We start from the raw sequence: 12,849 nt of genomic DNA on the forward strand, positions 1-12,849 counted from the left end.
TTCCATGGCCGCCGGCTACGCGGGGCTGGACAACGAGCTGTTCTACATGGACAAGACCATGATGGTGTTTGGCGATGCCAAGAAGGTGGTGGAAGACATGGGTAAGGCCATTGAATAGCCCCCCAAGGCTTGCACCCCGTCTTGGCTTCGTCCATTTACACTGCATGCGCAGACGAGATACGATCCAAGGCGGGTTGTCCACGTCCGGATACGCTTCCGCCCAGACTACCTAAGCATGCACACTTAGTTGAGTCCGCAAGCCTTCTACGCAGACCCCACCTGCACCATCAGCTACGAATTAAATAGCATGCGACTTCTTGGCATAGACCCCGGCCTGCAGACCACCGGCTTCGGCATCATCGACGTGGATGGCTCCAATCTCGGCTATGTGGCCAGCGGCACCATCAAGACCACGCACCTGGACCTGGGCCAGCTGCCGGCGCGCATCAAGATCTTGTTCGACGGTATCTGCGAGGTCTGCGCCCGCTACCAGCCTGATGCGGCCTCGGTGGAAATCATCTTTGTGAACGTGAACCCGCAGTCCACCCTGCTGCTGGGCCAGGCGCGGGGCGCCAGCCTGGCGGCGCTGGGGCACAGCAACCTGCCGGTATCCGAGTACACCGCGCTGCAGATGAAGAAAGCCGTGGTCGGCCACGGCCGGGCCGACAAATCGCAGGTGCAGGAAATGGTCAAGCGCCTGCTGAAGCTACCCGTGCTGCCCGGCAAGGACGCCGCCGATGCGCTGGGCATGGCCATCACCCACGCCCATGTAGGCCACGCCATGGCCCGGCTGGCCCAGGCCACGCCCTTGGCGCGCAAGACCAGCGGCATGTACCGCGACGGCCGCACCCACTGAGCCCGCCATGCGACGCACCACCCTGCTGGCACTGCTGCTGGCCAGCCTCACAGGCTTCGTCCACGCCGGCGACAGCGTAGTCCCCGCTCCGCTGGTGATAGCCCACCGCGGTGCCAGCGGCTACCTGCCCGAGCACACGCTGGCCGGCTACGAGCTGGCGATACGCATGGGCGCGGATTTCATCGAGCCGGACCTGCAGCTGACCCAGGACGGCGTACTGGTCGCCATGCACGACGACAGCCTGCTGCGCACCACCAATGTCGCCAGCCAGTTCGCACCGCGCCGCGGCGGCTACAAGGTGGCGGACTTCAGCCTGGCCGAGATCAAGACCCTGGCCGTGCAGCCCACCGGCACCGGCCAGAGCAGCCATGCGGGCTTTGCGCCCAGCGCGGCCGAGCCGTTCCAGGTGCCGACCTTCCAGCAGGTAATCGACCTGGCACAGCAGCTGAGCCAGGCCAGCGGCCGCAGCATAGGCATCTACCCCGAGGCCAAGCAGGCCGATCCGGCCATGGAGGACGGCATCCTCGCCACTCTGGCGCGCAACCACTACGGACCGCAGAGCAAGGTATTCATCCAGTCGTTCAGCGACAGCACTTTGCGCAGCCTGCGCCGCAAGCAAACCGCGCAAAACAACGTCCTACCGCTGATGCTGCTGGGCGTCGCCATCACCGGCGCCGATGGCGTGGCCCGCCTGGGCGTGGTCTCGGGCAATACGGTGACGCCGCTGGCTCTGCAAGAGGTGGCCAGCTTCAGCGAAGGCATAGGCGTCAGCATCCACCGGCCAGCCTATGTTGTCGACAAGAGTTTCATTGCGCAAGCCCATGCGGCGGGCCTGCAGGTGCATGGCTGGACCTTTGCCAAGGCCGATCCAGCGGCGGCGGCCACGGAATTTCAGCGGTACCTGGAGATGGGCATGGACGGCGTGTTTGCCAACTACCCGGACCTGGCGGTCACGGCGCGCAAGCGCTACCTGCAGCCCAAGTAGGCACTCAGGCCACGCGCTCCAGAATAAGTACGGTAAAGAAGCCGAACGCCGCCAGCAGCGTCCACTTCAGCACCACCCAGCCCCAGCGCTTGTAGCGCGGCTGGCCGGTACCGGCATAGAAGGCGAACGACACCGCCGCCGCCAGCAGCAGCAACAGAATGGCCCAGCGGAACAGCAGCATGCGGCTACCAGGGCCGGGCCAGCTGGGCGAAGCCGGCGGGCGCCTTGGAGGCATCGTCAAAGGTGACGATCTCCCAGGAAGCGGTATTCAGCATCAGCGCACGGATCAGCTTGTTGTTCAGCGCGTGGCCAGACTTCATGGCGCTGTAACTGGCCAGCAAGGGCTTGCCCAGCATGTACATATCGCCCATGGCGTCCAGCACCTTGTGTTTGACGAACTCGTCGTCGTAGCGCAGGCCACCGGCGTTCAGCACCTTGTAGTCGTCCATCAGGATGGCGTTGTCCATGCCGCCGCCCAGGCCCAGGCCGTTGGCGCGCAGCATCTCGGCGTCGCGGGTAAAGCCGAAGGTGCGGGCCCGCGCAATGTCGCGGGTATAGGAGCCCGAGCCCAGATCGAACTCCACGTGCTGGCCGGTCGAGTCCACCGCCGGGTGGTCGAAGATGATGTCAAAACTCAGCTTGTAACCATGGTAGGGCTCAAGCCGCGCCCATTTGGCGGCCGCGCCCTCGCCTTCACGCACCTCCACCGGCTGGAGTACGCGGATGAAGCGGCGCGGCGCATTCTGCAACTCGATGCCAGCGGTTTGCAGCAGATAGACGAAAGCCGCGGCCGAGCCGTCGAGGATGGGCACTTCTTCGGCGGTGATTTCCACCACCAGGTTGTCGATGCCCAGACCGGCGCAGGCCGACATCAGGTGCTCCACGGTAGACACCTTGGCCGACCCGCTGGACACCGTGGTCGCCATGCGGGTATCGGTGACCGAGGTGGCGGTCATGGGAATGTCCACCGGCACGGCCAGGTCGGTACGACGGAACACGATACCGGTATCGGGTGCGGCCGGGCGCAGAGTCAACTCGACCCGCTGGCCGCTGTGCACGCCCACACCCACGGCACGGGTGAGGGACTTGAGGGTTCTTTGCTGCAGCATCTTGTAATTTTAATTGGCGGGTGGACAACCCGTGATCAGCAAGCTTGATGGCGAAGATTGAGCGCCTCAATGACGCACGCGCAATGGATAGATGCCCAGCGCATCGAACGCCCCGTTACAGGGGGTTCGATCGCCAGCACATCCTCAATCTGCCTGTTTGCGCAAGAAAGCCGGGATCTCGTAGTCGTCCATGCCACCGGAAGACAAGGCGTCAACACGGGCGCTGGCCTGGGTGCGGTTCGGCGTACGCCAGACTGCGGGGCCACGCAGGGCTTCGTAGTCGGGCTGGGCAATACCGCTCAGGCCGCCATTGCCAACCGCTTGCGCCGGCAGGGTGAAGCCGACGTTGTCGGTACCGGTGCGCTGCACCACCACCTGCAGCGGAGGTGCTACCGCGCGGCGCTTGCTCAGGCCGGTCGCCACCACGGTGACGCGGATCTGCTCGCCCAGGCTGTCATCGTAGGCCGTGCCGTAGATCACATGCGCTTCGGGCGATGCGTAGGCGCGGATGGTGTTCATCGCCAGGCGGGATTCGCTGAGTTTCAGCGAGCCCTTGGCCGCGGTGATCAGCACCAGCACGCCTTTGGCACCCGACAGGTCGATGCCTTCCAGCAATGGGCAGGCCACGGCCTGCTCGGCGGCGATGCGCGCACGGTCCGGGCCATCGGCCACAGCGGTACCCATCATGGCCTTGCCAGGCTCACCCATGACGGTGCGCACGTCTTCAAAGTCGACGTTCACATGGCCGGGCACGTTGATGATTTCGGCGATGCCGCCGACGGCGTTCTTCAGTACGTCATTCGCGTGGGCAAAGGCTTCGTCTTGCGTGACATCGTCGCCCAGCACTTCGAGCAGCTTCTCGTTCAGTACCACGATCAGCGAATCGACATTGGCTTCCAGCTCGGCCAGGCCGTTGTCGGCATTGGTCATGCGTTTCGGGCCTTCGAAGTCGAAGGGCTTGGTGATCACGCCCACCGTCAAGATGCCCATTTCCTTGGCTACGCGGGCGATCACAGGGGCTGCACCGGTGCCGGTACCGCCGCCCATGCCGGCGGTGATGAACAGCATGTGCGCGCCGGCGATGGCGGCGCGGATGTCGTCCACCGCCAGTTCGGCAGCTTCACGGCCCTTGTCGGGCTTGCTGCCCGCGCCCAGGCCGCTCAGGCCCAGCTGGATGGTCTTGTGCGCGACGCTTCGGCCCAGGGCCTGGGCATCGGTGTTGGCGCTGATGAACTCCACGCCCTGCACATTGCAGCCAATCATGTGTTCGACAGCATTGCCGCCGCCGCCGCCGACACCGATCACTTTGATCTGGGTGCCCAGGTTAAATTCTTCGACTTCAATCATTTCGATAGGCATGTTTTTCTCCTGATATTCCAATTAGATGCAGTTGCTTTTGAATGTGTGGTTCTTGTTGTTTTAGGGGGCATCTCACCTCCAGGGGGGATGGCAGTGACGCCATCGTCCCGTATGCGGGGGGCTGCCCCGGGCTAGCCAGATTTTGGTTTCCATGGTTAGAAATTCCCCACGAACCAGTCTTTGACGCGGCCGACCGCAGTCTTCATCGAGCCGTTCTTCTGCGCCACCTTGAAGCCGCGCAGGCGGCCGATGCGCGCCTCTTCCAGCAAGCCCATCACGGTGGCCGCACGCGGCTGGGCCACCATGTCGGACAGGGCACCGCGGTACTTGGGCACGCCGCGGCGCACCGGTTTTAAAAAGATGTCTTCGCCCAACTCGACCATGCCGGGCATGACCACGCTGCCGCCGGTCAGCACGATGCCGCTGGACAGCACTTCTTCAAAGCCCGACTCGCGGATCACCTGGGCCACCAGTGAATAGATTTCTTCGACCCGCGGCTCGATCACGCCGGCCAGCGCCTGGCGGCTCAGCATGCGCGGGCCGCGGTCGCCCAGGCCGGGTACCTCGACCTGCGCATCCGGATCGGCCAGCAGTTGCTTGGCGTAGCCGCTTTCGACCTTGATGTCCTCGGCGTCCTTGGTCGGGGTGCGCAAGGCCATGGCGATGTCGCTGGTAATCAGGTCTCCAGCAATCGGAATCACCGCCGTGTGGCGGATCGCACCGTTGGTGAAAATGGCCACGTCGGTGGTGCCAGCGCCGATGTCGACCAGGGCCACGCCCAATTCACGCTCGTCTTCGGTCAGCACCGACAGGCTGCTGGCCAGCGGGTTCAGCATCAGCTGGTCCACGTCCAGGCCGCAGCGGCGCACGCATTTGATGATGTTCTCGGCCGCGCTCTGGGCGCCCGTCACGATATGCACCTTGGCCTCCAGGCGGATGCCGCTCATGCCGATGGGCTCTTTCACGTCCTGGCCGTCGATCACGAACTCTTGCGGCTCGACCAGCAGCAGGCGCTGGTCGGTGCTGATGTTGATGGCCTTGGCGGTCTCCACCACCCGGGCCACGTCGGCGGCCGTGACTTCACGGTCCTTCACCGCCACCATGCCGCTGGAATTGATGCCTCGGATATGGCTGCCGGTAATACCGGTGTAGACATGGGAAATCTTGCAGTCGGCCATCAGCTCGGCTTCTTTCAGCGCCAGCTGGATGCTTTGCACCGTGGCGTCGATGTTCACCACCACGCCGCGCTTCAGGCCATTGCTCGGCGCCACGCCAAAACCGGCCAGCTTCAGCTCGCCACCGGCCAACACCTCGGCCACCACCACCATCACCTTGGCGGTCCCTATGTCCACCCCGACGACCAAGTCCTTGTACTCTTTTGCCATAGTTCGTCCTGTAATCAATGCTCTGCTTGTTTCTTCTTGGGCGTAGCCACCGGGGTCGCCACCGTGGTCACGCCGCGCAGGCGCAGGGCATAGCCCTCGCCGTAGCGCAAATCTGCGCGCTCCAACGCATCTGCCGTGCGGCCATAGGCGGTAGCCACCTGGGCCACCGTGCCTATGAAGCGCTGGGCGCGTTGGGTAATTTCTTCGGTTGTGCCGCGGCCCAGCTCGATCTCGCCGCCGGCATTGGTCTGGGCGCGCCAGCCACCGCGGTTGGTCAGGGTCAGCTGGTCCAACGCCATATCGAGCGGTGCAAACAGCGGCGACAGCGTCTGGTACATGCCCAGGATCTGGCCGGCCTGCGCCACCGGGCCGTCGAGGTGCGGCAGGTCGTCGCGCTCGACCTCGTCCACATTGGCCTCGAACACTTCGCCAAAATTGTTCAGCAGACGGGACTCGTCCTCGTCGCCCCAGTAGGCCACGGCCTGCTGCTCCTGCAGCACTACCTTCAAGCGGTTCGGAAACTCACGCCGCACCACGGCTTTGCGCACCCAGGGCACGGACTCGAAAGCCGCCTTGGTGGCCGCCAGGTCGACGGTGAAGAAGGTGCCCTTGATCTTGCCGTTCAGGTTGGCGCGCAGCGTGACCTCGTTGTTGTGCGCCACGTCGCCCACTACGGCGATGCCGCCGATGGCAAACAGCGGCTGACGTGCCACCCATTTGACCAGCCCGACCATGCCCAGGACGAGCGCGCCCAGGAACAGCACCGAAGCGGTGGCGTTCATGAGTTTCACGTCCATGGGAGGGGCGGGCTTTTGCATGGTCAGGCGGTGGCTGCCGTCCCGTAGTCCAGCGCCGCCGATTGCAGCAGGCGCACGCATAAGGCTTCGTAGGAGATGCCGGCGGCACGCGCCGACATCGGCACCAGCGAATGCCCGGTCATGCCGGGCGCGGTATTGATCTCCAGCAGATACGGCTGGCGGGTCTGCGCATCGATCATCACGTCGGCCCGGGCCCAGCCGCGGCAGCCCAGGGTCAGATAGGCTTTGCGCACCAAGGCCTGGATCGCAGCTTCCTCGCCCTCGGGCAGGCCGCAGGGCACCAGGTACTGGGTGGTGTCGGTGAAATACTTGTTCTGGTAGTCGTAATTGCCCTCGGGCGCGACGATGCGTATCACCGGCAACACCTCGGTCTGCGCACCCGTGCCCAGCAGCGGAATGGTGACTTCGTCGCCGCTGACGAACTGCTCGCACAGCACCGCTGTGTCCAGCTGCGCGGCCAGCGCGTAGGCGGCATCGCATTCTTCCAGCGTGGCCACCTTGGTCAGGCCGATGGTCGAGCCTTCGCGCGCGGGCTTGACGATCATCGGTGCGCCCAACTGGGCGAAGGCCTTGCGCGTGGCTTCGGCGCTATCGACCTCGAACCAGCCCGGCGTCGGCAGGCCCTCGGCCCGCCAGATGCGCTTGGTCATCACCTTGTCGATGGCGATGCTGGAGGCCATCACACCCGAACCGGTGTACGGAATGCCCAGCAGCTCCAGCGCGCCCTGCACCGTGCCATCTTCGCCGAAGCGGCCATGCAGCGCGATGAAACAACGCGCAAAGCCCTCGCGCTTCAGCTCGACCAGGTCGCGTTCGCTGGGGTCGAAGGCATGGGCATCTACGCCCTGGCTGCGCAGCGCGTTCAGCACACCGGTACCCGACATCAGCGACACCTCGCGCTCGGCCGAAGCTCCGCCCATCAGTACCGCAACTTTTCCCATATTTATAGAATTTAGGCTCATAGCGCTTATCCTGCCTGCGGGAGCAGCTCTTTTTTCGATAGCAAATCAACCACCTTGCCGGGCACGGTTCCGATGGAGCCCGCGCCCATGCACAGCACCACATCGCCGCCCTGGGCGGTGTCCAGAATGGCCTGCGGCAAGGCCGCGACGTCGTCGATGAACACCGGCTCAACCCGGCCAGCAACCCGAAGCGCACGCGCCAGTGCCCGGCCGTCGGCGGCCACAATGGGCGCTTCGCCGGCCGCATAGATTTCGGTCAACAACACCACGTCGGCCTCGCCTATCACCTTGACGAAGTCTTCAAAACAATCACGGGTGCGGCTGTAGCGGTGCGGCTGGAACGCCAGCACCAGACGCCGCCCGGGGAAGGCGCCGCGTGCGGCCGACAAGGTAGCGGCCATTTCCACCGGGTGGTGGCCGTAGTCGTCGACCACGGTGAAGCTGCCGCCATCCTTGGCGGTCCAGTCGCCGTAGGGCTGGAAGCGCCGGCCCACGCCTTCGAAGCTGGCCAGTGCTTTCTGCACCGCGGCGTCGGGGATATTCAGCTCGACCGCCACGGCAATCGCCGACAGCGCGTTCAGCACGTTGTGCCGGCCCGGCAGATTCAGCATCACCGGAATGTCCGGCAGGGTCACGCCATTGCGGCGCTGCACCGTGAAGTGCATCTGCCCGCCCACAGCGCGCACGTCGATGGCCCGCACCTGGGCGTCTTCGCCGAAGCCATAACTGGTGATCGGGCAGGTCACCTGGTCCAGGATGTCGCGCACACCGGGATCGTCGGTGCACAGGATGGCTGTGCCGTAGAAAGGCATGCGGTGCAGGAAATCGACAAACGCCTTCTTCAGATTATTGAAGTCGTGGCCATAGGTTTCCATATGGTCGGCGTCGATGTTCGTCACCACCGCCATCACCGGCAGCAGGTGCAGGAAGGATGCGTCCGACTCGTCGGCCTCGACCACGATGTAGTCGCCATTGCCCAGCTTGGCGTTCGCGCCAGCGCTGTTCAAGCGGCCGCCGATCACAAAGGTCGGGTCCAGCCCGGCCTCGACCAGCACGCTGGACACCAGGCTGGTAGTGGTGGTCTTGCCGTGCGTGCCGGCAATCGCGATGCCTTGTTTCAGGCGCATCAGCTCGGCCAGCATCAGGGCGCGCGGCACGATGGGCACATGGTTCTCGCGCGCGGCCAGCACCTCGGGGTTGTCGGCCTTGACGGCGGTGGAGGTGACGATGGCGTCAGCCCCCAGCACGTTCGCCGGGCTGTGGCCGATGAAGGTGGTGATGCCCAAGCCGCCCAGGCGGCGCAGCGTGCTGCTGTCCGACTGGTCGGAGCCCGAGACGATGTAGCCCAGCTTGTGCAGCACCTCGGCAATCGCCGACATGCCCGAGCCACCGATACCGACAAAATGCAAATGGCGTACGGCGTGTTTCATGGTCGTACCAATCTTTCTAGTTCATCGGCCACGCGCGCCGCCGCATGCGGCTTGGCCAGTGCACGGGCCTGGGTCGCCATCGCGAGCAGGCGCTCGCGGCTCAGGCTGGTCAACAAATCCGCCAGCTGCTGCGGCGCCAGCTCGGCCTGCGGCAGATGGATGCCGGCCTGCTTGGAGGCCAGCCAGGCAGCGTTGTCGCGCTGGTGCGACGTGGTACTGACCACCAGCGGCACCAGTACCGCCGCCACACCGGCGGCGCACAGCTCGCTGACGGTGACGGCACCAGCACGGCAGACGATCAGGTCGCAGGCCGCCAGCTCGGCCGCCATGTCGTCGATAAACGGCAGCACCTGCGCGGCGATACCCAGCTCGGCATAAGCGCCCTGCACCGCCGCCTGCTGGGCCACGCCGGTCTGGTGCACCACCTGCGGCCGCTGCTCGGCGGGCAACCGGGCCAGGGCCTGCGGCAGGCAGTCGTTGATGGCCTTGGCGCCCAGGCTTCCACCCACCACCAGCAACCGCAGCGGCCCCTGGCGGCCGGCGAAACGCTCGGCCGGCAGGGCGATGGATTCGATTTCGGCACGCACCGGATTGCCCGTCACCACCGCACGGCGTATGCCTTGCGTGGCCGGGCCTTCGAAGCCGAAGGCCACGCGGTCGGCCACCGGCAGCAAAGCCTTGTTGCTCATCAGCAGTGCGGCATCGGCATTCACCAGCATCAGCGGCTTGCCCAGCAGCGAGGCCATCAGTCCGCCGGGGAAGCAGACATAGCCGCCCATGCCCAGCACGGCATTCGCATGGCGCTGGCGCAGTATCTGCAGGCAGCTCCAGAAGGCCGCCAGCATGCGCAGGCCGCCGGTCAGCATGTGTACAAGCCCTTTGCCGCGCAGGCCGCTGAAGGCGATACGGTCCATCGCAATGCCAGACGGCGGCACCAGCTTGTTCTCCATGCCGTGCAGCGTGCCCAGCCAACTGACGGTCCAGCCGCGCCGCTGCATCTCGCGCGCCACCGCCAGACCGGGAATCACATGCCCGCCGGTACCTGCGGCCATGACGACCAGATGGCGCGCGCTCATACGCGGGCTCCATGCATTAACTGTCTGTTCTCGTAGTCCACCCGCAGGACGACCGCCAACGCCACCAGATTCCACAGAATCGCCGAGCCGCCGAAGCTCATCAGCGGCAGGGTCAGGCCCTTGGTGGGCAGTGCGCCCAGGTTCACGCCCATGTTGATGAAGGCCTGGAAGCCCATCCACAGGCCCACGCCCTGCGCAACCAAGCCGGCAAACAGCCGATCGAGGGCAATCGCCTGGCGGCCGATGTGCATGATGCGGCGGATCAACCAGAAGAACAGACCGATCACGCAGACCACGCCGACCAGGCCAAATTCCTCGCCGATCACGGCCAGCAAAAAGTCGGTATGGGCTTCGGGCAGCCAGCTGAGCTTTTCGATGCTACCGCCCAGTCCGACGCCAAAGATTTCGCCCCGGCCGATCGCAATCAGCGAGTGCGTCAGCTGGTAGCCCTTGGCCAGCGCATTGCTATCGCTCCAGGGATCGAGGTAGGCAAAGATTCGCGCGCGGCGGTAATCGTTGAAGGCAATCATCATGCTGAAGGCCCCCACCAGGATGGTGGCGATCAGGAAGAACATGCGGGCATTCACACCGCCCAGGAACAGGATGCCCATGGCGATCACGGCGATCACCATGAACGCGCCCATGTCGGGCTCGGCCAGCAGCAGCACGCCGATCACGCCCACCGCCGCGCCCATCGGCCAAACGGCGCGCAGGAAGTTTTCCTTCACGTCCATCTTGCGCACCATGTAGTCGGCCGCGTAGATCACGATGGCAAACTTGGCCATCTCCGAGGGCTGGAAGTTCATCACCCCCAACGGCAGCCAGCGCCGCGCGCCGTACACCACCTTGCCCACGCCCGGGATCAGCACCGCGATCAACAGCAGCAGCGAGACGATGAACAGCCAGGGCGCCCAGCGTTCCCAGGTGCGCATCGGCACCTGGAAGGCGATCAACGCCGCCACAAAGGCAACGCACAGGAACACCGCATGCCGCACCAGGAAGAAATGGTGCTCGTACTTGGCGAAGCGCGGGTTGTCGGGCATGGCAATCGATGCCGAATAGACCATCACCAGCCCCCAGGCCAGCAAGGTCACCGTCACCCACAGCAGGGGCTGGTCAAAGCCGTGCACCCGCGCAGGCTGGCTGGGCGTGCGCGAGAAGCCGCTGGCACCCAGGCGCACCGGCAAGGCATCGGCCGCCGCCTTGGGCAAGCCCTTGAACCAGTCGGTAAAGCGCAAGGACAGCTGGCTCATGCCGCGTCCTCCTGCCCGGCGTCGGCCAGGGCCATCACCGCTTCGATGAACACCTGGGCGCGGTGCTCGTAGTTGTTGAACATGTCAAAGCTGGCGCAGGCCGGCGACATCAACACCGCATCGCCCGGGTGCGCGCGCTGGCTGGCCAACTGCACCGCCTCCTGCATGCTGGCGGCATCGACCAGGGCCACGCCGGCATCGACCAGTGCGGCGCGGATCAATGGCGCATCGCGGCCTATCAGCACCACGGCGCGTGCATAGCGCGACACGGGTGCAGCCAAGGGACTGAAATCCTGGCCCTTGCCCTCGCCGCCCAGGATGACGACGATACGGCGCTCGACGCCCAGGCCGGTCAGCGCAGCCACGGTGGCGCCCACGTTGGTGCCTTTGCTGTCGTCAAAATATTCGATCTCGCGCACCGTATCCACCGACTCGACGCGGTGCGGCTCGCCCCGGTATTCGCGCAGGCCGTACAGCATGGGTGCCAGGGCGCAGCCAGCAGCCGAAGCCAGAGCCAGCGCGGCCAATGCGTTGACGGCGTTATGCCGGCCGCGGATGCGCAGCGCATCGGCCGGCATCAGGCGCTGGATGTACAGATCGTCGGCGGCTTCGCTGCGTTTGCGCTTGGTTTCATCGGCTTCCAGCGCACGCACCAGCCAGGCCATGCCGTTGACCACTTCGATGCCGAAATCGCCAGGGCGCTGCGGCATGTCGCCGCCAAAGGTGGTGTGCCGGCGCAGCTGAGGCTTTTGCAACCGCACCTTGAGCGGCGCGGGCAGCATGGCCATCACACCCGGGTCTTCGCGGTTCAGCAGCATCAGGCCGTGCTGGCCGAAGACACGGGCCTTGGCGGCCGCATAGGCTTCCATGCTGCCGTGCCAGTCCAGATGGTCTTGGGTCAGGTTCAGCACCGCCGCTGCCGTCGGCTCAAAGCTGCGCGCAGCATCCAGTTGGAAGCTGGACAATTCCAGCACCCAGACCTGGGGCAAGCTGTCGGCCTCCATGTGTGCGACCAGCGTATCCAGCAAGGTCGGGCCGATATTGCCCGCCACAGCGACAGTCTTGCCCGCGCGCAGCACCAGCTGGCCCGTCAGCGCGGTGACCGTAGTCTTGCCATTGGTGCCGGTGATGGCCAACACCGCGGGCTGGTAGCCCAGCGGGGCTTCGGGCACGGCGGCGACCGGCGCTTCGCCGTCCTCCGACAGTTCGATTTCGTCCTCCGGTTCCGGCTCGGGCTGCGGTTCAGGCAGAGCTTCGTCCACGGCACCGGCCTGGCGCATATCGGCCAGGGCCCGGGCAAACAGATCCAGCTCGCCACCCACCGGCAGGCCGGCGCGCTGCGCCTCGGCCAGTACCGGGGCCAGCACCTCGGGTGACAAGCCCGGCGAACGGTAAATGGCTTGCATGCCTTGCGCCAGGGCGGCATTGAACGGGCCGCCGATGAACACAGCAGCCGGCAGCTCGGCCTGCAGGGTCGCCAATTGCGGCGGGGCTTCGCGGGTATCCGCCACCGTGACCTGCGCGCCATGCCGCGCGCACCAGCGTGCCATGGCCAGGCCGGACGCACCCAGGCCCAGGATCAGTACGCGGAGGTCTTGCAAGTGCTGCATGGTTCT

The 12,849-nt window shown here is 65.4% G+C and carries 13 protein-coding genes; 3 read left to right on the forward strand and 10 right to left on the reverse strand.

Annotated features, from left to right (window positions below):
* The 3 genes from J2X19_RS24230 to J2X19_RS24240 all read left to right on the forward strand — a co-directional run.
* Positions 1-118, forward strand: a 118-nt coding sequence (locus J2X19_RS24230; protein WP_257625297.1) for an NAD(P)(+) transhydrogenase (Re/Si-specific) subunit beta, incomplete at its 5' end; no start/stop codon positions are given.
* A gap of 189 nt (positions 119-307) precedes the next feature.
* On the forward strand, positions 308-856 hold the full coding sequence (ruvC, locus tag J2X19_RS24235) for a crossover junction endodeoxyribonuclease RuvC (RefSeq protein WP_092757703.1): 549 nt from the start codon (positions 308-310) through the stop codon (positions 854-856).
* A gap of 7 nt (positions 857-863) precedes the next feature.
* Complete coding sequence (locus J2X19_RS24240) at positions 864-1,841, forward strand: glycerophosphodiester phosphodiesterase family protein (protein WP_310377054.1); 978 nt, start codon at positions 864-866, stop codon at positions 1,839-1,841.
* A 4-nt stretch (positions 1,842-1,845) separates the two neighbouring features.
* On the opposite strand, the gene J2X19_RS24245 is transcribed toward J2X19_RS24240, so the two are convergent.
* From J2X19_RS24245 to murD, 10 genes are all read right to left on the reverse strand, one after another.
* On the reverse strand, positions 1,846-2,022 hold the full coding sequence (locus J2X19_RS24245) for a hypothetical protein (RefSeq protein ID WP_165830892.1): 177 nt from the start codon (positions 2,020-2,022) through the stop codon (positions 1,846-1,848).
* Between the two features lie 4 nt (positions 2,023-2,026).
* Positions 2,027-2,950, reverse strand: coding sequence for a UDP-3-O-acyl-N-acetylglucosamine deacetylase (lpxC, locus tag J2X19_RS24250; RefSeq protein ID WP_310377055.1), 924 nt, complete (start codon positions 2,948-2,950; stop codon positions 2,027-2,029).
* Positions 2,951-3,094: 144 nt separating this feature from the next.
* Positions 3,095-4,309 carry a cell division protein FtsZ gene (ftsZ, locus tag J2X19_RS24255; protein ID WP_116608339.1) on the reverse strand — a complete coding sequence of 405 codons (1,215 nt, stop codon included), beginning with the start codon at positions 4,307-4,309 and terminating at the stop codon, positions 3,095-3,097.
* Between the two features lie 155 nt (positions 4,310-4,464).
* Complete coding sequence (gene ftsA / locus J2X19_RS24260) at positions 4,465-5,694, reverse strand: cell division protein FtsA (protein ID WP_092757699.1); 1,230 nt, start codon at positions 5,692-5,694, stop codon at positions 4,465-4,467.
* A 14-nt stretch (positions 5,695-5,708) separates the two neighbouring features.
* Entirely contained in the window at positions 5,709-6,512 is an 804-nt protein-coding gene (locus J2X19_RS24265) for a cell division protein FtsQ/DivIB (RefSeq protein WP_116608338.1), read from the reverse strand.
* 2 nt (positions 6,513-6,514) lie between these two features.
* Positions 6,515-7,453: a D-alanine--D-alanine ligase gene (locus J2X19_RS24270; RefSeq protein ID WP_310377056.1), complete on the reverse strand. Its 939-nt coding sequence runs from the start codon at positions 7,451-7,453 to the stop codon at positions 6,515-6,517.
* A 26-nt stretch (positions 7,454-7,479) separates the two neighbouring features.
* The gene (gene murC, locus J2X19_RS24275; protein WP_310377057.1) at positions 7,480-8,904 is read right to left on the reverse strand and encodes a UDP-N-acetylmuramate--L-alanine ligase; all 1,425 of its coding nucleotides are present in this window, start codon (positions 8,902-8,904) and stop codon (positions 7,480-7,482) included.
* Complete coding sequence (gene murG / locus J2X19_RS24280) at positions 8,901-9,980, reverse strand: undecaprenyldiphospho-muramoylpentapeptide beta-N-acetylglucosaminyltransferase (RefSeq protein WP_310377058.1); 1,080 nt, start codon at positions 9,978-9,980, stop codon at positions 8,901-8,903. Before murG ends, murC begins: the two co-directional genes overlap by 4 nt.
* Positions 9,977-11,233 (reverse strand): putative lipid II flippase FtsW, encoded by a 1,257-nt coding sequence (gene ftsW / locus J2X19_RS24285; RefSeq protein ID WP_310377059.1) that lies wholly within the window; start codon positions 11,231-11,233, stop codon positions 9,977-9,979. Before ftsW ends, murG begins: the two co-directional genes overlap by 4 nt.
* A complete protein-coding gene (gene murD, locus J2X19_RS24290; protein WP_310377060.1) occupies positions 11,230-12,843 on the reverse strand; it encodes a UDP-N-acetylmuramoyl-L-alanine--D-glutamate ligase in 1,614 nt (537 codons plus the stop codon). Before murD ends, ftsW begins: the two co-directional genes overlap by 4 nt.
* Positions 12,844-12,849 lie beyond the last annotated feature (6 nt).

Origin of the sequence: Rhodoferax ferrireducens (genome assembly GCF_031458075.1) — a bacterium.
GTDB lineage: Bacteria > Pseudomonadota > Gammaproteobacteria > Burkholderiales > Burkholderiaceae_C > Rhodoferax_B > Rhodoferax_B ferrireducens_A.

Coding starts and splice junctions, on each gene's coding strand:
- J2X19_RS24245 (WP_165830892.1), bottom strand. CDS start 2,022: ATGCTGCTGTTCCGCTGGGCCATTCTGTTGCTGCTGCTGGCGGCGGCG.
- J2X19_RS24270 (WP_310377056.1), bottom strand. CDS start 7,453: ATGGGAAAAGTTGCGGTACTGATGGGCGGAGCTTCGGCCGAGCGCGAG.
- J2X19_RS24265 (WP_116608338.1), bottom strand. CDS start 6,512: ATGCAAAAGCCCGCCCCTCCCATGGACGTGAAACTCATGAACGCCACC.
- J2X19_RS24240 (WP_310377054.1), top strand. CDS start 864: ATGCGACGCACCACCCTGCTGGCACTGCTGCTGGCCAGCCTCACAGGC.
- lpxC (WP_310377055.1), bottom strand. CDS start 2,950: ATGCTGCAGCAAAGAACCCTCAAGTCCCTCACCCGTGCCGTGGGTGTG.
- murG (WP_310377058.1), bottom strand. CDS start 9,980: ATGAGCGCGCGCCATCTGGTCGTCATGGCCGCAGGTACCGGCGGGCAT.
- ftsW (WP_310377059.1), bottom strand. CDS start 11,233: ATGAGCCAGCTGTCCTTGCGCTTTACCGACTGGTTCAAGGGCTTGCCC.
- murC (WP_310377057.1), bottom strand. CDS start 8,904: ATGAAACACGCCGTACGCCATTTGCATTTTGTCGGTATCGGTGGCTCG.
- murD (WP_310377060.1), bottom strand. CDS start 12,843: ATGCAGCACTTGCAAGACCTCCGCGTACTGATCCTGGGCCTGGGTGCG.
- ftsZ (WP_116608339.1), bottom strand. CDS start 4,309: ATGCCTATCGAAATGATTGAAGTCGAAGAATTTAACCTGGGCACCCAG.
- ruvC (WP_092757703.1), top strand. CDS start 308: ATGCGACTTCTTGGCATAGACCCCGGCCTGCAGACCACCGGCTTCGGC.
- ftsA (WP_092757699.1), bottom strand. CDS start 5,694: ATGGCAAAAGAGTACAAGGACTTGGTCGTCGGGGTGGACATAGGGACC.